Source organism: Streptomyces sp. CB03238, from assembly GCF_002099185.1.
Taxonomy (GTDB): Bacteria; Actinomycetota; Actinomycetes; order Streptomycetales; family Streptomycetaceae; genus Streptomyces.
In genome coordinates this window covers 341,239-359,113 of sequence record NZ_NBCN01000002.1, presented here as the reverse complement: position 1 = coordinate 359,113, position 17,875 = coordinate 341,239, and the positions used below count along the sequence as shown (strand labels likewise).

Here is a 17,875-nt window from a genome sequence, read left to right as displayed (position 1 = left end):
GCCACCCAGGCCCGCCGGGGCCCCGGGACCGCCGGAGCCGCCCGGGCCACCCGGCCGCCGGGGCCCCGCCGGGCCTCCAGGGACAGGAGGCGCCGGGTGCGTCACGCCGCGGCCTCGGCGCCCTCCAGGAGCTTGCGGCCGAAGCGGGTGCCGGGCGGCAGCTGGCGCAGGATGCGATCGAGGGCCTGGTCGAAGTCGCCACCGGCGAGGCCCGATTCGTACGCCGCTCCCCCGCAGTGCAGGGTCAGCTGAAGATCCACTCGCTCGGGTGAGCCGTCGGACAGGGCTTCACCCAGTGCCAACAGACAGCTGAGGGTGGCCTGTTGGGTGGTGCCGTCGGTGAGGACCGGCAGCGGCAGGTCCCACTCCAGTACGCAGCCGGCCAAGGGCAGGCCGCCGTTCTCCTCCGCCGCGCGCAGCCCGTCAAAGCTCGCGCCCGCGTACTCCACGCCCCTGATGCGGGTGGCGATCCGCCGCCCGTCCGCCGCGATCACGATCGATTCCGCACCGCGGCGGTCCCGGTACCAGCCGGTCCAGACTTCCGTCGACTCCGATGACATGGCGCGGACTGTAGCGGTAGGACCGCCTGCCACGTGCGGCCGGTCACCCCTGGAGCCGGACTTCAGCCGGTCTCGGCGTTCTTGCCCGGCTCGTCCTGCGGGCCGCCCCGCGGATCGCTCTGCGGGCCGCCCCGGCGGCCGTCCTCCGGGTCGTCCTTCAGCTCGTCCGCGTACCGCTCGCAGCCGGGGTTGCGGCATGGCCCGGGCTCCCACACGGGGGCCCAAACGCCGAGGATCTTGCGTCGCTTGAGGACCGTCCCCACAGGCTGTCTGCAGGTGGGGCACTGACGCTCGGGCCCTGCCTGCGGGCGGCGGACGGTCCGGCGTCCTTCGCTGCTGCCCATGGCCCCAGGATATGGCGGTTTCGGCGGTCCGGACAGTTCCTGGAGCCGGGCGGGGGGCAGCGGTCAGCGCTTCCTGCCGTACCAACGGACCACGACCCCGTTGTCGAAGGCCCGCAGCGCATCCAGGGTGAAGTCGGTGACGGTGAAGCCGCTGCCGAACATCGGCATGCCGGAGCCGTACACCTGCGGGTAGGTCTTGATCACCAGCTCGTCGATCTCGTCGAGGAGCTCGCCGGCGATGCGCGAGCCTCCGCAGAGCCAGATGCCCAGCTCGCTGTCCTCGGCCTTGAGCGCGCGGACCCGGCCGACGATGTCGTCGGGGACGATCTCCACGTTGGGGGGCGGGGACTTCTCCAGGCTGCGCGAGGCGACGATCTCGCGCAGGTGCCCGTAGGGGCTGGGTATGCCGGCGTCCAGGCCGAGCTGGTAGCTGCCGCGACCCTGGATGACGGTGTCGAAGCGCTTGTTCTCCGCGTCGGCGATCCCGATCGCCGCGCGGGCCTGGACGGGCAGCGCGTCGGGGTACTCGGCCGTATACCAGGCCAGGTACTCGTCCCCGGCGAACTGGACCATCGAGGAGGCGTCGCCGTTCGGGTCGCCGATGAAGCCGTCGATGGAGCAGGCGACGAGGTAGGTGAGCTTGCGCATACGGATGTCCCCCCGTGGTCGGTGGTCGAAGTCGGGCTGCGAGGACGCAACCACGACGGCTATAGTGCTTCAAGCGTAGTGGTTGCGCAAGAGCTTTTTTCAGGAGGCCGCCGCATGGCGAGGAATCCGGAACGCAGAACGGCGCTGCTCGATGCCGCGATCGACGTCCTGGCGCGGGAGGGCGCGCGCGGGCTGACCTTCCGGGCGGTCGACGCCCAGGCGGGGGTCCCGGCGGGTACGTCGTCCAACTACTTCGCCAACCGCGACGACCTGCTCACCCAGGCCGGCTCGCGCATCCACGCGCGGATGGTCCCCGCGCCGGAGAAGGTGGACGCGGCGATGCGGCCCGAGCCCAGCCGGGAGCTGGTCACCGAGCTGATGAAGTGGCTGGTGCGGCGGATCGCGGCGGAACGCACCGGCTACCTGGCGATGCTGGAGCTGCGGCTGGAGGCCACCCGGCGGCCCGCCCTCCAGGCCGAGCTGACCCGGGCCGTCCGGGCCGACCTCGACGAGAACATCCGCTTCCACCTGGACGCCGGGCTGCCGGGCGACGCGGACACCGTGCTGGTGCTGTACCTGGCCATGACGGGGGTGTTGCTGGAGCACTTCACCCTGCCCGGGACGCTCTCCGGTCAGGAGCTGGACCGGGTCGTGGAGACGGTGGTGGACAGGATCGTGCCCGCCCGGTGACACACCCGGAGGTACGCCGGTGGCGGCGGAGGCCCCGGACGGCTCGCCGCCCCCGCCGCCACCGGGGCGTCACCGCCAGCGGCTGACCTCCACGTTCTCCAGCACCCCGAGCGCGTCGGGCACGAGGATCGCCGCCGAGTAGTAGGCGGTGACCAGGTACGAGATGATCGCCTGCTCGTCGATGCCCATGAACCGGACCGACAGGCTCGGCTCGATCTCGTCGGGCAGGCCGGTCTGGTGGAGCCCGATGACGCCCTGGTCCGCCTCGCCCGTACGCATACAGATGATCGAGGTCGTGCGGGCCTCGGAGACCGGGATCTTGTTGCACGGGAAGATCGGTACGCCCCGCCAGGCGGGGATCTGATGGCCCGCCACCTCGACCGTGTCCGGGACGAGGCCCCGCTTGTTGCACTCGCGCCCGAAGGCGGCGATGGCGCGCGGGTGGGCGAGGAAGAGCTTGTTGCCGCGGCGGCGGGAGAGCAGCTCGTCCAGGTCGTCGGGGCCGGGCACGCCGTCGTGCGGCTGGAGCCGCTGCCCGTAGTCGCAGTTGGACAGCAGCCCGAACTCCTTGTTGTTGATGAGCTCGTGCTCCTGGCGTTCGCGCAACGCCTCGACGGTGAGCCGCAACTGCTGCTCGGTCTGGTTCATCGGCTGGTTGTAGAGGTCGGAGACGCGGCTGTGGACCTTCAGCACGGTCTGGGCGACGCTCAGTTCGTACTCGCGCGGGGAGGCCTCGTAGTCGACGTACGTGTGCGGGACGACCGCCTCGCCGACGTGACCGGCCGACAGGTCGATGGCCTTCTCGCCGTACGTGTTGGTGCGCTGGTGGGGCAGGGACGCCAGCGCCTCCAGGTGCCCGGCCAGCGACTCGGCGCGCTCCGCCAGGTTCGTCACGTCGGCGCGGGTGAGCTCCAGCACGGTGCACGCGGTCGCGGCGCGGGCCGTCCACTCCCAGGTGGCGTCCCGGTCGACCAGGGAGTGGTCGCCGAAGTAGGCCCCGTCGGCGAGGACACCCAGCACCGCCTCGTCGCCGTACGGACCGGTGCCGATCTGCTCGACCTTGCCGTGTGCCAGCAGGAACACCCGGTCGGTCTGCGTGCCCGCCTCGGCGATGACCTCGCCGGGTGCGAACTCCCGCTGCGTGCACCGCTGCGCCAGCTCGGTGAGCGCCGCGCCGTCCTCGTACGAGCGCAGTGCCGGCAGCTCCCGCAGCTCGTTCGGGATCACGGCGACCCGCGCGCCGGTCTGCACGAACGTCACGCGCCCGTCGCCCACCGAGTAGCTGAGCCGCCGGTTCACCCGGTACGTACCGCCCTGCACCTGCACCCACGGAAGCATCCGCAGCAGCCACCGGGAGGTGATCTCCTGCATCTGCGGAACCGACTTGGTGGTGGTCGCCAGGTTCCGCGCGGCGGCCGTACCGAGACTCTGCTGCGGCGGTGCCTGCTCCATGCGGGTTTCCTCGCCAACCGAACCAACCGACATGAACATCCCTCTCGATCATGGACTGACCTTCAGAGGAAAAGCCTTTCAGCACAGGGCGTAGTGACACCATTACACAAATGAGCGAGACTGGATCTTCACTCACGGGGCATGACAGGTGTTTCCCCGTCCTCTCCAGCCCCACTGCGCGGTTGTCCGGATCGGCTCGCACGCCGTACGAACACACAAGCCGCCCCGGCCCATCGGGTACTACCGCGACAGGCACAACCACGAAGGAGGCGGCATGGCCCCACCCATGTCCGCGAACGGCTTTCTCGACGCGCTGCGCGACGAAGGCCTGACCGTCGTCGAGGTCGGCGACTGGCGTCACCACAACCGCAACCACAAGGGCCCCTGGGGGCCGGTCCACGGCGTGATGATCCACCACACCGTCACCAAGGGCAGGGACTACACCGTCGATCTCTGCCGGAAGGGCCGCCCGGGCCTGCCCGGTCCGCTCTGCCACGGCGTGATCACCAAGGACGGCTGCGTCCACCTGGTCGGCTACGGCCGCGCCAACCACGCCGGCAAGGGCGACCGCGACGTGCTGCGCGCCGTGATCGCGGAGAGGACACTCCCCCGCGACAACCAGGCGAACGTCGACGGCAACCCGCACTTCTACGGATTCGAGTGCGAGAACCTCGGCGACGGGAAGGACCCGTGGCCCGAGGCACAACTGCTGGCCATCGAGAAGGCGGCGGCCGCGGTCTGCCGCCGGCACGGCTGGACCGCAGGCTCGGTCATCGGCCACCTGGAGTGGCAGCCGGGCAAGGTCGACCCGCGCGGCTTCTCCATGAAGACGATGCGGGCACGCGTCGCGGAACGGCTGACGTGACAATGGCCGGGTGAACCCGCTCGGCCTGTCCTCCCTCGACCCGCTGCTCCCCTCCCCCCTGGAGCCGGTCGAGGACGAGCGCTTCACCCGGCACGGCGTGCGGCTGCTGCTCAAGCGCGACGACCTGATCCACCCGGACCTGCCCGGCAACAAGTGGCGCAAACTCGCTCCGAACCTCATCCGCGCGGCCGGGCGGCCCGTCCTCACCTTCGGCGGCGCCTACTCCAACCACCTCCGTGCCACGGCCGCCGCCGGCCGCCTGCTCGGCTTCCCCACCACCGGGGTCGTACGCGGTGACGAACTCGCCGGCCGCCCGCTGAACCCATCGCTCGCGCGGTGCGCGGCGGACGGGATGCGGCTGCTGTTCGTGGACCGCGCCACGTACCGCGCCAAGGGCGACCCCGAGGTGCTCGCACGCCTCCTGGACGACGCTCCGCCGGGCAGCTTCGTCGTCCCCGAGGGCGGCAGCAACGCCCTCGCGGTTCGGGGCTGTACGGAGCTGGGCCGGGAGCTCCGCGCCCAGGGCGCGGACGTGGCGGCGGTCGCGTGCGGGACGGGCGGCACGCTCGCGGGGCTGGCGGCCGGGCTCGGCGAGGACCGGCGGGCGATCGGCGTACCGGTCCTCAGGGGCGGGTTCCTGGCGACGGACATAAGAGCCCTCCAGGAGGCGGCGTTCGGCGGCCCGGCGGGCGACTGGAGCCTCGACGAGCGGTTCCACTTCGGCGGCTACGCCCGTACCGCACCCGCCCTGGAGGAGTTCGCCGCCGACTTCGAGGCGCGGCATGGACTCGCCATCGAGCGCATATATGTCGCCAAAATGGTGTACGGACTCGTCACCCTCGTCCAGGAGGGGGCCTTCCCGCCCGGAACCGCCGTCGCCGCCGTGATCACCGGCCGCCCGGATCCCGGTCAGCCGTCGGCCGCCTCCCGGTAGGCGGCAGCCTCCTCCAGGTCCAGCCGGCGCAGCAGCGTGCGCATCATCTCGTCGTCGATGTGCCGCTCGTCCCGCAGCCGTACGAACACCTCGCGCTCCGCCGCGATCATCTCCCGCGCGAGCCGCCGGTAGGTGTCGTCCGCGGACTCGCCCGTGACCGGGTTGGCCGCGCCGAGCCGCTCCCACACGGCGTTGCGTCGTCGCTCCAGCACCGCCCTCAGCCGCCCTGCCAGCGGCCCCGGCAGCGTGTTGCGCTCATCCCCCAGCAGCTCCTCCAGGCGCTGCTCGGCGGCCCGGGACGCCTCGTTCTGCGCCTGCGCCTCCGCCAGCGTCTCGGCCTGTACGTCCCGTCCCGGCACCTTCAGGGCCCGGATCAGCGGCGGCAGGGAGAGACCCTGCACCACCAGGGTGCCGATCACGGTGGTGAACGTCAGGAACAGGACCAGGTTCCGCGCGGGGAACGCCTCCCCAGCGGTGGTCACCGGGATGGAGAAGGCGATCGCGAGCGACACCACGCCCCGCATCCCCGCCCAGCCGACGATCACGGGCGCGGTCCAGTCGACGCCCGGCTCCCGCTCCCGCACGCGCCGCGACAGCGCACGCGGCAGATAGGTCGCCGGAAAAACCCAAACGAACCGCACAACCACCACCGCGGCGAACACCCCCACCGCGTAAAGGGCGGCCTCGCCCGTCCCGTACGTACCCAGCTCCCGCACCACATGGGGCAGCTGCAACCCGATCAGCGCGAACACGGCCGACTCCAGCACGAAGGCGACCATCTTCCACACCGCCTCCTCCTGGAGCCGGGTGGCGAAGTCCACCTGCCACGCCCGGTGCCCCAAATAGAGCGCCACCACCACAACAGCGAGCACCCCGGACGCGTGCACCCGCTCAGCGGCCGCGTACGCGACAAAAGGAATCAGCAACGACAGCGTGTTCTGCAGCAGCGGCTCACGCAGGCACCGGCGCAGCCAGTGGATCGGCACCATCAGCACCAGCCCCACCCCGATCCCGCCGACCGCCGCGAGCGCGAATTCCCCGATCCCGCCGGCCCAGCTGATGCCCTCCCCGACGGCCGCCGCGAGCGCCACCTTGTAGGCGGTGATCGCGGTCGCGTCGTTCACCAGGGACTCGCCCTGCAGGATCGTGGTGATCCGGCCCGGCAGCCCGAGCCGCCGGGCGATCGCGGTGGCGGCCACCGCGTCCGGCGGCGCGACGACGGCGCCCAGCACCAGGGCGGCGGTCAGCGGCAGGTCCGGCACCATCAGATGCGCCAGGTACCCCACGGCCAGCGTCGCGAAGAGCACATACCCGACCGACAACAGAGCAACGGGCCGGACATTGGCCCGCAGGTCCAGGTACGAGGAGTCCAGCGCGGCCGTGTGCAACAGCGGCGGCAGCACCAGCGGCAGCACGATGTGCGGGTCCAGGGTGTAGTCCGGCACTCCCGGTACGTACGAGGCGGCGAGCCCCGCCGCCACCAGCAGCAGCGGCGCCGGAACCGGCGTCCTGCGGGCCACCCCCGCGATCGCGGCGCTCACCGCGACCAGCGCCACCAATGGCAGTGCGTCCATCGTCTCCCCACTCTCGCCCGCGCCGCGCCCGTCGTAGCCTGGCCATCATGCGCGAATGCCCGCACGTGGCCGAACTGCCACGGCCCGAGCCCACCCCCCTGTCCGAGACGTGTCCCGAGTGCGCCGCCGACGGCACGCACCCGGTGCAGCTGCGCCTGTGCCTGATGTGCGGACACGTCGGCTGCTGCGACTCCTCGGCCGGGCAGCATGCCACCAAGCACTTCAAGGACACCGGTCACCCGGTGATGCGGACCTTCGAACCCCGGGAAAAGTGGCGTTGGTGCTTTGTCGACGGTTCGATCGTGTGACGTCTGGGTACGTCAACCCTCCGCCGGTTTCTCGCGATTGGGCCCCGCAGACCCCTAGCCACTGTGCGTACTCATATGCTTACCATGAGTGACAGGCGCCGGACCGGGGGTCCCGGCGACACGGCACCATGGATCGCGATAGCGTCACGGCGGACTACGCACACCTGCGTACCGCACCGGTTCGGGGGAGATCTCCCCTCCCCGAGCCCCGAAAGAGCTTGTGCCACCTTGGAGGTGAGGGTGTCCCAGATCGCAGGCGAGCCCGGGACCCAGGACTTCGTGGAAGTCCGGCTGCCCGCTGCGGGTGCCTACCTGTCCGTGCTGCGTACGGCCACGGCCGGCCTGGCGGCGCGTTTGGACTTCACCCTCGACGAGATCGAGGACTTGCGCATCGCGGTCGACGAGGCGTGCGCGATCCTGCTCCAGCAAGCGGTGCCCGGCTCGGTCCTGAGCTGCGTGTTCCGCCTCATCGACGACTCCCTGGACGTCACGGTCTCGGCGCCCACGACCGACGGCCGGGCCCCGGAGCGTGACACGTTCGCCTGGACGGTGCTCTCGGCGCTGGCCGGCAAGGTCGACTCGTCCGTCGCCGACGACCGGACGGTCTCCATCAGCCTGTACAAACAGCGCGGCGCGGGACCCGGGCCGGCGTGAGGAACGGGGACGGTCCGGTGCGAGACGAGGAGCGCGGCCCACGGGTGTTGAGCTCGCCGGAGGGCATCCCGGAACAGCAGGCGCGGCCGCACCCGGTGGACGGTCTTTTGGATGCGCCGGAGCAGGCGCAGGCGGAGCGGGCGGCCCAGATGAGCGAGCAGCAGAACCAGCACCACCACCACGATCCGCACGACCGCAGTGGTGCGCGGGCGATGTTCATCCGGCTGCGCACGCTGCCGGACGGCTCGCCCGAGCGGGCGGAGCTGCGCAACCAGCTCGTACGGATGCACCTGCCGCTGGTCGAGCACCTCGCGCGCCGCTTCCGCAACCGGGGGGAGCCGCTGGACGACCTGACGCAGGTCGCCACCATCGGCCTGATCAAGTCGGTCGACCGATTCGACCCCGACCGCGGCGTCGAATTCTCCACGTACGCCACTCCCACCGTGGTCGGCGAGATCAAGCGCCACTTCCGCGACAAGGGCTGGGCGGTACGGGTCCCCCGCCGCCTCCAGGAGCTGCGCCTCTCCCTGACCACGGCCACCGCCGAGCTCTCCCAGCTGCACGGCCGCTCCCCGACGGTGCACGAGCTGGCCGAGCGCCTCGGCATCTCGGAGGAGGAGGTCCTGGAGGGCCTGGAGTCCGCCAACGCGTACTCGACGCTCTCCCTGGACGTCCCGGACACGGACGACGAGTCCCCCGCCGTCGCGGACACGCTGGGCGCGGAGGACGAAGCCCTCGAAGGAGTCGAGTACCGGGAGTCCCTCAAACCGCTCCTCGAGGACCTCCCGCCCCGGGAGAAGCGGATCCTCCTCCTCCGCTTCTTCGGCAACATGACCCAGTCGCAGATCGCCCAGGAGGTGGGCATCTCCCAGATGCACGTCTCGCGCCTGCTGGCCCGGACGCTGGCGCAACTGCGCGAGAAGCTCCTGGTCGAGGAGTAACCCCCACCCGCAGTCGGCCACCGGCCGGGGGTGGGGCCGTGCAGGGTCGTCCCCGCAGAGGTTGGCGGCGCCGTAACGGCTCCCTTAGGCGTACCCAAGGCCGCCGGCCTCGAGGAGACGAGCCCGGAGGGGCCGCGCCCCCACCCCCCGGCAGGCGCCGAGCCGCACCGCGCCACCGGCGGGGGCACCGCCCACGGGACGAACCGGCAACGGTCACCGCCCCGGGAGGAACCGCCGCAAAGGCACCGCCCTGGTTCCGTTGTGCCCACCCGTTCCGCCTGCGGAACGGCTGCCCACAACGGGTGAGGGAGCCGCCTCTGCGGAACGACTGCCCACAACGGGTGAGGGAGCCGCCTCTGCGGAACGACTGCCCACAACGGGGAGGGCTGGGCCCTCCGGCGACTGCCCACAACGGGCGGGGAGGCGTCGCCCAAAAGCCTGTCCTCACAGCGGTGAGGCCCCGACCCGCGATGACGCGCCGCCCCGGGGGGTCAGGCGCGGGGGCGGATGCCTAGGGCCTGGGTGGTTTGGGGGTGGACCAGGAGCACCAGGCCGGCGACCGCCGCGACCGCGAGGGCGATGCCCCCGGGGATCGCGGCGCTCGACGCCTGCAGGAGCGTCCACGCCACCGGGAGGGCCATCAGCTGGGTGATGATCGCCGGGCCGCGGCTCCAGCTGCGGCACCGCAGCAGTCCTCGCGCGGCCAGCAGCGGAATCAGGCCGAGCGCGAGGAGCGTCGCGCCGCCCGTCAGGGCCTGCGTCAGGTCGTCCGGCCGGCCCGTGAGGCTCGTCACGAGCAGGTACGCGCCTCCGGCGAAGAGGGCGAGCGCCTCCAGGCCGGCCACGACCGCGGCGGCGGTCACACGTGCGGGCCGCGACGCGGCACCCGGGGCGGAAGAGGGGGTCTCGGCGGGGGTCTGCTCCGTACTGCTCACCCCCGCAGGGTAACGGCCGGCCCCGTCCACGGGCCGGGCCGGGGCTGGGCCCGGTACCGCGCGGTAGGTAACCTGGCGGGCATGCGCGCACTTCTCGTGGTCAATCCGGCAGCCACCACCACCAGTGCCCGCACCCGTGACGTACTGATCCACGCGCTGGCCAGCGAGATGAAGCTGGAGGCCGTCACGACCGAGTACCGGGGCCACGCCCGTGACCTCGCCCGCCGGGCCGCCGAGTCCCGGGACGTCGAGCTGGTCGTCGCCCTCGGTGGCGACGGCACCGTCAACGAGGTCGTCAACGGTCTCCTGCATCACGGCCCCGACCCCGACCGGCTTCCGCACCTCGCGGTCGTGCCGGGCGGGTCCACCAATGTGTTCGCCCGCGCCCTGGGCCTGCCGAACGACGCCGTGGAGGCGACCGGCGCGCTGCTGGACGCGCTGCGGGAGCGCCGGGACCGCACCGTCGGTCTTGGGCTCGCGGCGGGCACGCCCGGCACGGAGGACGAGTCCGTTCCGGCCCGCTGGTTCACGTTCTGTGCCGGTTTCGGCTTCGACGCGGGCGTGATCGGCCGGGTCGAACAGCAGCGCGAACGCGGCAAGAGATCGACGCACGCGCTCTACATCCGGCAGGCCATGCGCCAGTTCCTGGACGAGCCGCACCGCCGGCACGGCAAGATCACGCTGGAGCGCCCGAACGCGGACCCGGTCCACGACATCGCGCTGTCGATAGTCTGCAACACCGCCCCCTGGACCTACCTGGGCAATCGTCCGGTGTACGCGTCGCCCGGGGCATCCTTCGACACGGCCCTCGACGTGCTCGCGCTGAGCCGGCTGTCGACCGCCTCCGTGGCGCGGTACGCGACCCAGCTACTGACGTCCAGCCCGGAGCGCGGCCCGCACGGCAAGCACGCTCTCTCGCTGCACGACCTGACCGACTTCGCCTTGCATTCGAAGGTCCCGCTGCCCTTCCAGATGGACGGAGACCACCTGGGCCTGCGCAGCAGCGTGACGTTCACAGGCGTTCGTCGTGCACTGCGTGTGATTGTGTGAGTGGAAGGGCCCTTGGTCCTTTATCTCGAACGTATGGGCCAGGGTCCACCCCATAGAAGTACGGCTGTGACCTAGCCGACACCGAGGAATCAAAAAAAACTTTCCGGAAGGGGTTGTATCCGCCGCCGAGGTTTGCGAATCTCTACATGGCGATCGGGACGGCCCGCAGGACCGGCCTCCAGTGAGAGCCAGAACCCCTCCTCAAATCCAGGACCACACCAGTTCATCTGGCGTTCGGCCCTTCACTTGTTGAGGGATTCGTGAAAGCGTTCACATTCACAAGCAACTTGCATGCAACACCAAGGAGAGGTAGCAGCCATGGACTGGCGTCACAACGCCGTTTGTCGTGAGGAAGACCCCGAGCTGTTCTTCCCCATCGGCAACACCGGTCCTGCGCTGCTGCAGATCGAGGAAGCCAAGGCTGTCTGCCGTCGCTGCCCCGTCATGGAGCAGTGCCTGCAGTGGGCGCTTGAGTCCGGCCAGGACTCCGGCGTCTGGGGTGGCCTCAGCGAGGACGAGCGTCGCGCCATGAAGCGCCGCGCCGCCCGCAACCGGGCGCGTAACGCCAGCGCCTGAGCGACGCCACCGCTACGAGCCTGAAGCCAGGCGGCGCGTACAGCGTGTACGCACTGACCCGCCTCCCGAGCCGCAGCGCGCAGCAGTAACCCAAAGCGTTCGAGCCCCGGACCGTCTCCACGGTCCGGGGCTCGCTGCTATTTCTGTGCCTGTACGGGAACGTCGAGGACCACGCGCGTACCGCGCCCGGGGGCGGGCTGCATGTCGAACGTACCGCCCAGTTCCCCCTCCACCAGCGTGCGGACGATCTGGAGACCGAGGTTGCCGGCGCGCTGCGGGTCGAAGCCCTCGGGCAGTCCGCTGCCGTCGTCCTGAATGGTGATCAGCAGCCGGGCGTCGCGGGCGCGCGGGTCGCCGCGTACCGCCGAGACCTCGACCGTGCCGTGTTCGTTCGGGGCGAAGGCGTGCTCCAGGGCGTTCTGGAGGATTTCGGTGAGGACCATCGACAGCGGGGTGGCGACCTCGGCGTCGAGGATGCCGAAGCGGCCGTTGCGGCGGCAGGTGACCTTGCCCGGCGAGATCTCGGCGACCATCGAGATCACCCGGTCGGCGATCTCGTCGAACTCGACGCGCTCGTCGAGGTTCTGCGAGAGCGTCTCGTGCACGATGGCGATCGAACCGACGCGCCGCACCGCCTCGTTCAGCGCCTCGCGGCCCCGGTCGGAGTCCATCCGGCGGGCCTGGAGGCGCAGCAGGGCGGCGACGGTCTGGAGGTTGTTCTTCACCCGGTGGTGGATCTCCCGGATGGTGGCGTCCTTGGTGATCAACTCGCGCTCGCGGCGGCGCAGTTCGGTGACGTCGCGCAGCAGGACCAGCGAACCGATCCGCGTGCCCTTGGGCTTGAGCGGAATCGCCCGCAGCTGGATCACTCCCCCGTTTCCCTCGACCTCCGCCTCGCGCGGCGCGTATCCGCTGGCCAGCTTGACCATGGCCTCGTCCACCGGGCCACGGGAGGGGGCGAGTTCGGCGGTGATCTGGCCGAGGTGCTGGCCGACCAGGTCGGCGGCGAGGCCGAGGCGGTGGTACGCGGAGAGGGCGTTGGGCGAGGCGTACTGGACGACGCCGTCCGCGTCGAGCCGGATCAGCCCGTCGCCGGCGCGCGGCGAGGCGTCCATGTCGACTTGTTGACCGGGGAAGGGGAAGGTGCCGGCGGCGATCATCTGGGCGAGGTCGGAGGCGGACTGGAGGTAGGTCAGCTCCAGTCGGCTGGGCGTACGGACGGTCAGCAGGTTCGTATTGCGCGCGATCACTCCGAGGACGCGGCCTTCGCGGCGTACGGGGATGGACTCGACCCGTACCGGGACCTCCTCGCGCCACTCGGGGTCGCCCTCGCGCACGATGCGGCCCTCGTCGAGCGCGGCGTCCAGCAGCGGGCGGCGGCCGCGCGGGACGAGGTGGCCGACCATGTCGTCCTGGTAGGAGGTGGGGCCGGTGTTGGGCCGCATCTGGGCGACGGAGACGTACCGTGTCCCGTCGAGGGTGGGCACCCACAGGACGAGGTCGGCGAAGGAGAGGTCGGAGAGCAGCTGCCACTCCGAGACCAGCAGGTGGAGCCACTCGAGGTCGGACTCACTCAGAGCGGTGTGCTGGCGTACGAGGTCGTTCATGGAGGGCACATGTGCGAGCGTACCTGTGCTGCCGGACCGGATGAACCTGGCGTTTGGCCGGTCCGTGGTGGAGGATGGGCGCGTACATATGGTCTGTCGTACGGATGGACAGACCGATTGGTCTAGTCCAGACTGAATCAGTGACACACTAGGACCTCCATCCTCCCCGCACAGGAGGGTGGATCGAGGAACCCGGCGCTCTCTGCCCTGACTGCGCCGAGTCCTCCACACGGCCGCGGGACCGCACACCCGACGGCCGGGCAACTCCGGGCTGCGGTGCCGGACGGGTTGAGGGTCCCGTCCTGGCGCCGCGGCCCGCGGGTTTTTCCGGGGCCTCCAGGGCTGGGCTCAGTGGGTCTCGGTGACCTTGGCCAGAGCGCGGGGCGCGTCGGGGTCCTGGCCGCGGGCGATGGTGACCTCGTAGGCGAGGAGCTGGAGCGGCAGGATCTCCAGGATCGGCTGGAGCTCCTCGGGGAGCCCGTCCGTGGGCAGCACGAAACCGGCCGAGGCGGCCTCGACCTGCGGGCGCGGGCCGATGACGACCAGGTCCGCGCCGCGGCCGCGGAGGCGGTCGAGGACCGGCTGGAGAGCGGCGCCGCCCTTGCCGTCCGGGACGACCGCGATGACCGGCGAGATGTTGTCCACCATGGCGAGCGGGCCGTGCAGCAGGTCCGCGCCCGAGTAGGCGAGGGCGGGGATGTAGCTGGTCTCCATCAGCTTCAGCGCGGCCTCCTTGGCCGTGGGGTAGCCGTAGCCGCGTGAGGTGATCACCATGCGCTCGGCGAACCGGTAGCGGCCGGCCAGGGCGCGCACCTCGGCGCGGCGGTCCAGGACCTGGGCCGCCAGGTCGGGTACGGGACCGGCGGCCGCGCTGCCGCCGTCGCCGCGCAGGCCCTCGACGAAGAGGTAGAGGGCGAGCAGCGAGGCGGTGTACGTCTTGGTCGCGGGCAGCGCCCTCTCCGGCCCGGCCAGGATGTCGATGTGGTGCTCGGACACCGCCGCGAGCGGCGAGTCCGCGTTGTTGGTGACGGCGAGCGTGACCGCGCCCGCCTCGCGGGCCGCCTTGGTGGAGGCGACGAGGTCGGGCGAACCGCCGGACTGGCTGACCGTGACGACCAGGACGTCGGTGAGGTCGGGCTTCGCCCCGTAGGCGGTGGTCGTCGACATGGACGTCAGCCCGCAGGGCAGGCCGAGCCGGATCTCCAGCAGGTACTTGGCGTACAAGGCGGCGTTGTCGGACGTACCGCGTGCCGTGAGCAGGACGAAGCGGGGCCGCCGGGCCGCGACGGCTTCCGCGACGGTACGGATCGCCGGTGCGCCCTGCTCCAGGATCCGGCGCAGCACGGCAGGCTGCTCCGCCATCTCGCCCGACATGATCCGGCCCGGCTGCTCGCTCATGGCCAACAGTCGAGCACGGGCGCCCGAGAAGCCGCCAGTCGGGAGGGCCATTCTGCTAGATTGGTCTATACCACATACGTACTCCGAGATCGGCAGGCCCAGCGTGGAAGTTGTCATCGTCCAGGACGCCAAGGCAGGCGGCGAACTCATCGCCGAGGGCATCGCCGGCCTTCTGCGCCGCAAGCCCGACGCGCTGCTCGGCGTGGCCACCGGTTCGACCCCGCTGCCCATCTACGACGCGCTGACCGCGAAGGTCCGGGCGGGAGCCGTGGACGTCTCGCACGCCCGGATCGCCCAGCTGGACGAGTACGTGGGACTGCCGTCCGGGCACCCCGAGTCGTACCGCTCCACCGTGCTGCGCCAGGTCGTCGAGCCGCTCGGGCTGAGCCCCGACGCCTTCATGGGACCCGACGGCTCCGCCGAGGACGTCCAGGCGGCGTGCGAGGCGTACGACAGGGCGCTGGCCGAGGCGGGCGGCGTGGACCTCCAGATACTCGGCATCGGCACCGACGGGCACATCGGCTTCAACGAGCCGTGCTCCTCGCTCGCCTCCCGCACCCGCATCAAGACGCTGACCGAGCAGACCCGTATCGACAACGCGCGGTTCTTCGAGGGCGACATCGACCAGGTGCCCCACCACGTCATCACCCAGGGCATCGGCACCATCCTGGAGGCCCGCCACCTGGTCCTCCTCGCCACCGGCGAGGGCAAGGCCGAGGCCGTGGCGCAGACCGTCGAGGGCCCGGTCGCCGCCCTCGTACCGGCCTCCGCGCTCCAGCTGCACCCGCACGCCACGGTGGTCGTCGACGAGGCGGCCGCGTCCAAACTGAAGCTCGCGGACTACTTCCGTCACACGTACGCCAACAAGCCCGCGTGGCAGGGCATCTGAGCGTTCCGGGGGAACCGCGGGCACGCGGAAAGGGCCGGTACCCGAGTCGGGGTACCGGCCCTTTCCCGTACGGCTACGGTTCACGCGCCCGCGATGACCTCCGCCGCCGCCGTCCCGCACACCCGCGCCGCCCCGTACGTCGCGATGTGCAGCGCCCCGCGCGCCGGGGCCTGGTTCACGCCCATCTCGACGACCACCGTGTCCGGGCGGGCCGCCAGCAGGCCGTCCAGCGCCTGGTCCATCCACGGGTGCCGGTGGACGTCCCGTACGACCGCGACGATCCGCCGCTGCCCCGCGTCCCGCAGCACCCGGTCCACGGCCACGTCGGCCGCGTACGTGCCCGTCGTCGTCCCCGGCAGCAGCCGGGCCAGCTCGGGGCCGACGCCCCACGGGGTCTCGTCGCCGACCGCGATGTTGGCGACCGGGGTGAACGCGGCGACGTGCCCCGGGGCGGTGAGCGGCACGCGCGAGCCGGTGACGCTCAGCGCGCGCCGCGCGGCCACCAGACCGATGCCGGTGCCGGGCGCGGCCCCCTCCTCCGGAACCGCGCCCGGCACCGTCCCGGCCCCCCCGGCCCGGTGCGCCCGGGTCCACGACGCCAGCGCGCGTACCCGCGCCGCCGCGTCGGCCAGCCGCTCCTCGGGCAGTTCGCCGGTCCGTACCGCGTCGACCAGCGCGTCGCGCAGGCGCAGGACGGTCTCCTCGTCGGCCAGGCCGCCGCCGACGCACAGGGCGTCGGCGCCCGCGGCGATCGCGAGGACGGAGCCGCGCTCGATGCCGTACGTGGAGGCGATGGCCTGCATCTCCATGCCGTCGGTGACGATCAGGCCCTCGTAGCCCAGCTCCTGACGCAGCAGACCGGTGAGGATCCGCGGGCTCAGGGTCGCCGGTCGGTCCGGGTCGAGCGCGGGAAGCAGGATATGCGCGCTCATCACCGATTTCGAACCCGCGGCGAGCGCGGCGCGGAAAGGTACCAGCTCGCGGGCGTGCAGCGTGTCCAGGTCCACATCGACGCGGGGCATCGCGAGGTGCGAGTCGACATTGGTGTCGCCGTGTCCGGGGAAGTGCTTGGTGCAGGCGGCCACGCCGGCGGACTGCATGCCCTCGACGTACGCCACGGTGTGGCGGGCGACCAGCTCCGGGTCGGCGCCGAAGGACCGTACGCCGATGACCGGATTGCCAGGGTCGGAGTTGACGTCCGCGGAGGGGGCCCAGTTGAGGTCGACGCCGCACGCGGCGAGCCGGCGGCCGAGCTCGGCGGCCACGGCCCGGGTCAGGGCGGTGTCGTCGACCGTGCCGAGCGCGAGGTTGCCGGGGAAGGACGAGCCGGTGTGGACCTCCAGGCGGGTGACGTCGCCGCCCTCCTCGTCGATCGCGACGAGCACGTCGTCCCGCTCGGCCCGCAGCCGGGCGGTGAGCGCCGCCAGTTGGCCGGGCGTGGCGATGTTGCGGCCGAACAGGCCGACGGAGGAGAGCCCTTCGCCGATGCGGCGCAGCAGCCAGTCGGGCGGGGTGGTGCCGGTGAATCCCGGCTGGAGGACGGCGAGCGCGTCGCGGGTGAGGGTCCCGGGACGTACGAGAGTCGTCATGAGTGCCGTTATCCCTTCACTGCGCCGGCGGTCATGCCGCCGACGGCCCGGCGCTGGAGGAACAGGAACACGATCAGAACGGGGAGGGCGAAGAGCGAGGAGGCGGCCATGGTGGCGCCCCAGTCGCTGCCGAAGGCCGTCTGGAACTGGGTCAGCCACAAGGGCAGGGTCTGCGCGGTCTTCTCCTTGTTGAGGATCAGCACCATCGCGAACTCGTTCCAGGCGGTGATGAACCCGAAAAGCGAGGTGGACATCAGGCCGGGCGCCAGCAGGGGGAAGATCACCTTGCGGAAGGCCTGGCCACGGGTGCAGCCGTCGATCTGGGCGGCCTCCTCCAGCTCCACCGGGACGGCGGCGATGAAGCCGCGCAGGGTCCAGATGGTGAAGGGCAGCACCATGACGAAGTAGATGGCGGTGAGCAGCGGGATGCTGTTCAGCATGTCGCCGTCGCGGGCGATCATGTACATCACGATGACCATGACCTCCCAGGGGGCCATCTGCGCCATCATGACGCCCAGCACCAGGCCCTTGCGCCCCCGGAACTTCATCCGGGCGATGGCGAAGCTCGCCGCCAGGGCGACGACCAGGGCCAGGAGCACCGCGCCGATCGTGACGGTGAGGCTGTTGCCCACGTACGTCCAGAACAGGTCGACGCCGGTGGCGGTCGGGTAGTTCTCGAACGTCGGCGTGAAGAGGAACACCGGGTCCTTGGTGAGGATCTCGGACTGCGGCTTCAGCGACGAGCTGAACATCCAGTAGACCGGGAAGACGAACAGCACGGCCAGGACGAGCGCGGTGAGGTTCTTGGCGATGGTCCCGGGCCGCAGCGGCTTCCTCCGGCGGAGGACCTGCGGGGTCTGG

General features: G+C 71.4%; 19 protein-coding genes. 9 read left to right on the top strand and 10 right to left on the bottom strand.

Annotated elements, in window-relative coordinates; translation table 11 throughout:
* Positions 1–101 precede the first annotated feature (101 nt).
* The 3 genes from BKD26_RS04415 to BKD26_RS04405 all read right to left on the bottom strand — a co-directional run bounded on the left by BKD26_RS04415 (position 102) and on the right by BKD26_RS04405 (position 1,552).
* Complete coding sequence (locus BKD26_RS04415) at positions 102–560, bottom strand: DUF6304 family protein (RefSeq protein WP_084895935.1); 459 nt, start codon at positions 558–560, stop codon at positions 102–104.
* Between the two features lie 62 nt (positions 561–622).
* The gene (locus BKD26_RS04410) at positions 623–904 is read right to left on the bottom strand and encodes a hypothetical protein (protein WP_084895933.1); all 282 of its coding nucleotides are present in this window, start codon (positions 902–904) and stop codon (positions 623–625) included.
* A gap of 63 nt (positions 905–967) precedes the next feature.
* Positions 968–1,552: a dihydrofolate reductase family protein gene (locus BKD26_RS04405; RefSeq protein WP_084895931.1), complete on the bottom strand. Its 585-nt coding sequence runs from the start codon at positions 1,550–1,552 to the stop codon at positions 968–970.
* A gap of 114 nt (positions 1,553–1,666) precedes the next feature.
* Between BKD26_RS04405 and BKD26_RS04400 the strand changes: the two genes are divergently transcribed.
* Entirely contained in the window at positions 1,667–2,242 is a 576-nt protein-coding gene (locus tag BKD26_RS04400; protein ID WP_084895929.1) for a TetR/AcrR family transcriptional regulator, read from the top strand.
* A gap of 69 nt (positions 2,243–2,311) precedes the next feature.
* Here BKD26_RS04400 and BKD26_RS04395 read toward each other — a convergent pair whose 3' ends face one another.
* Positions 2,312–3,727 carry a family 2B encapsulin nanocompartment shell protein gene (locus BKD26_RS04395; protein ID WP_084896226.1) on the bottom strand — a complete coding sequence of 472 codons (1,416 nt, stop codon included), beginning with the start codon at positions 3,725–3,727 and terminating at the stop codon, positions 2,312–2,314.
* Positions 3,728–3,968: 241 nt separating this feature from the next.
* On the opposite strand from BKD26_RS04395, the gene BKD26_RS04390 reads away from it, so the two are divergent.
* Together BKD26_RS04390 and BKD26_RS04385 are read left to right on the top strand one after the other, a co-directional pair.
* On the top strand, positions 3,969–4,559 hold the full coding sequence (locus BKD26_RS04390) for an N-acetylmuramoyl-L-alanine amidase (protein ID WP_084895927.1): 591 nt from the start codon (positions 3,969–3,971) through the stop codon (positions 4,557–4,559).
* A gap of 10 nt (positions 4,560–4,569) precedes the next feature.
* Positions 4,570–5,493 (top strand): pyridoxal-phosphate dependent enzyme, encoded by a 924-nt coding sequence (locus tag BKD26_RS04385; protein WP_084895925.1) that lies wholly within the window; start codon positions 4,570–4,572, stop codon positions 5,491–5,493.
* Here BKD26_RS04385 and BKD26_RS04380 read toward each other — a convergent pair.
* Positions 5,469–7,067 (bottom strand): Na+/H+ antiporter, encoded by a 1,599-nt coding sequence (locus tag BKD26_RS04380; RefSeq protein WP_084895922.1) that lies wholly within the window; start codon positions 7,065–7,067, stop codon positions 5,469–5,471. The two genes, BKD26_RS04385 and BKD26_RS04380, sit on opposite strands and share 25 nt — an antisense overlap.
* A gap of 47 nt (positions 7,068–7,114) precedes the next feature.
* Between BKD26_RS04380 and BKD26_RS04375 the strand changes: the two genes are divergently transcribed.
* The 3 genes from BKD26_RS04375 (at position 7,115) to BKD26_RS04365 (ending at position 8,970) form a co-directional block, all read left to right on the top strand.
* Positions 7,115–7,375 (top strand): UBP-type zinc finger domain-containing protein, encoded by a 261-nt coding sequence (locus BKD26_RS04375; RefSeq protein ID WP_084895920.1) that lies wholly within the window; start codon positions 7,115–7,117, stop codon positions 7,373–7,375.
* A 240-nt stretch (positions 7,376–7,615) separates the two neighbouring features.
* Positions 7,616–8,029, top strand: a complete 414-nt coding sequence (locus BKD26_RS04370; RefSeq protein WP_073754203.1) for an anti-sigma regulatory factor — start codon at positions 7,616–7,618, stop codon at positions 8,027–8,029.
* On the top strand, positions 8,026–8,970 hold the full coding sequence (locus tag BKD26_RS04365; RefSeq protein ID WP_084895918.1) for an RNA polymerase sigma factor SigF: 945 nt from the start codon (positions 8,026–8,028) through the stop codon (positions 8,968–8,970). The genes BKD26_RS04370 and BKD26_RS04365 overlap by 4 nt, the downstream gene beginning before the upstream one ends.
* Before the next feature lie 491 nt (positions 8,971–9,461).
* Here the strand turns inward: BKD26_RS04365 and BKD26_RS04360 are convergent, their stop codons facing one another.
* The gene (locus BKD26_RS04360) at positions 9,462–9,905 is read right to left on the bottom strand and encodes a hypothetical protein (RefSeq protein WP_084895915.1); all 444 of its coding nucleotides are present in this window, start codon (positions 9,903–9,905) and stop codon (positions 9,462–9,464) included.
* An 81-nt stretch (positions 9,906–9,986) separates the two neighbouring features.
* On the opposite strand from BKD26_RS04360, the gene BKD26_RS04355 reads away from it, so the two are divergent.
* Both BKD26_RS04355 and BKD26_RS04350 read left to right on the top strand, forming a co-directional pair.
* On the top strand, positions 9,987–10,955 hold the full coding sequence (locus BKD26_RS04355; protein WP_084895913.1) for a diacylglycerol kinase family protein: 969 nt from the start codon (positions 9,987–9,989) through the stop codon (positions 10,953–10,955).
* A gap of 318 nt (positions 10,956–11,273) precedes the next feature.
* Complete coding sequence (locus BKD26_RS04350; RefSeq protein WP_003953983.1) at positions 11,274–11,531, top strand: WhiB family transcriptional regulator; 258 nt, start codon at positions 11,274–11,276, stop codon at positions 11,529–11,531.
* A 137-nt stretch (positions 11,532–11,668) separates the two neighbouring features.
* Here BKD26_RS04350 and BKD26_RS04345 read toward each other — a convergent pair whose 3' ends face one another.
* Together BKD26_RS04345 and BKD26_RS04340 are read right to left on the bottom strand one after the other, a co-directional pair.
* Entirely contained in the window at positions 11,669–13,138 is a 1,470-nt protein-coding gene (locus tag BKD26_RS04345) for a PAS domain-containing sensor histidine kinase (RefSeq protein ID WP_084895911.1), read from the bottom strand.
* A gap of 348 nt (positions 13,139–13,486) precedes the next feature.
* On the bottom strand, positions 13,487–14,536 hold the full coding sequence (locus BKD26_RS04340) for an SIS domain-containing protein (protein WP_084895909.1): 1,050 nt from the start codon (positions 14,534–14,536) through the stop codon (positions 13,487–13,489).
* Between the two features lie 103 nt (positions 14,537–14,639).
* Here BKD26_RS04340 and nagB point away from each other — a divergent pair, with 103 nt between their 5' ends.
* Positions 14,640–15,425, top strand: a complete 786-nt coding sequence (gene nagB, locus BKD26_RS04335) for a glucosamine-6-phosphate deaminase (protein ID WP_084895906.1) — start codon at positions 14,640–14,642, stop codon at positions 15,423–15,425.
* Between the two features lie 80 nt (positions 15,426–15,505).
* Here the strand turns inward: nagB and BKD26_RS04330 are convergent, their stop codons facing one another.
* Positions 15,506–17,014 (bottom strand): glycoside hydrolase family 3 protein, encoded by a 1,509-nt coding sequence (locus BKD26_RS04330; RefSeq protein ID WP_084895904.1) that lies wholly within the window; start codon positions 17,012–17,014, stop codon positions 15,506–15,508.
* A gap of 8 nt (positions 17,015–17,022) precedes the next feature.
* Positions 17,023–17,841, bottom strand: coding sequence for a carbohydrate ABC transporter permease (locus BKD26_RS04325; RefSeq protein WP_241518543.1), 819 nt, complete (start codon positions 17,839–17,841; stop codon positions 17,023–17,025).
* Positions 17,842–17,875 lie beyond the last annotated feature (34 nt).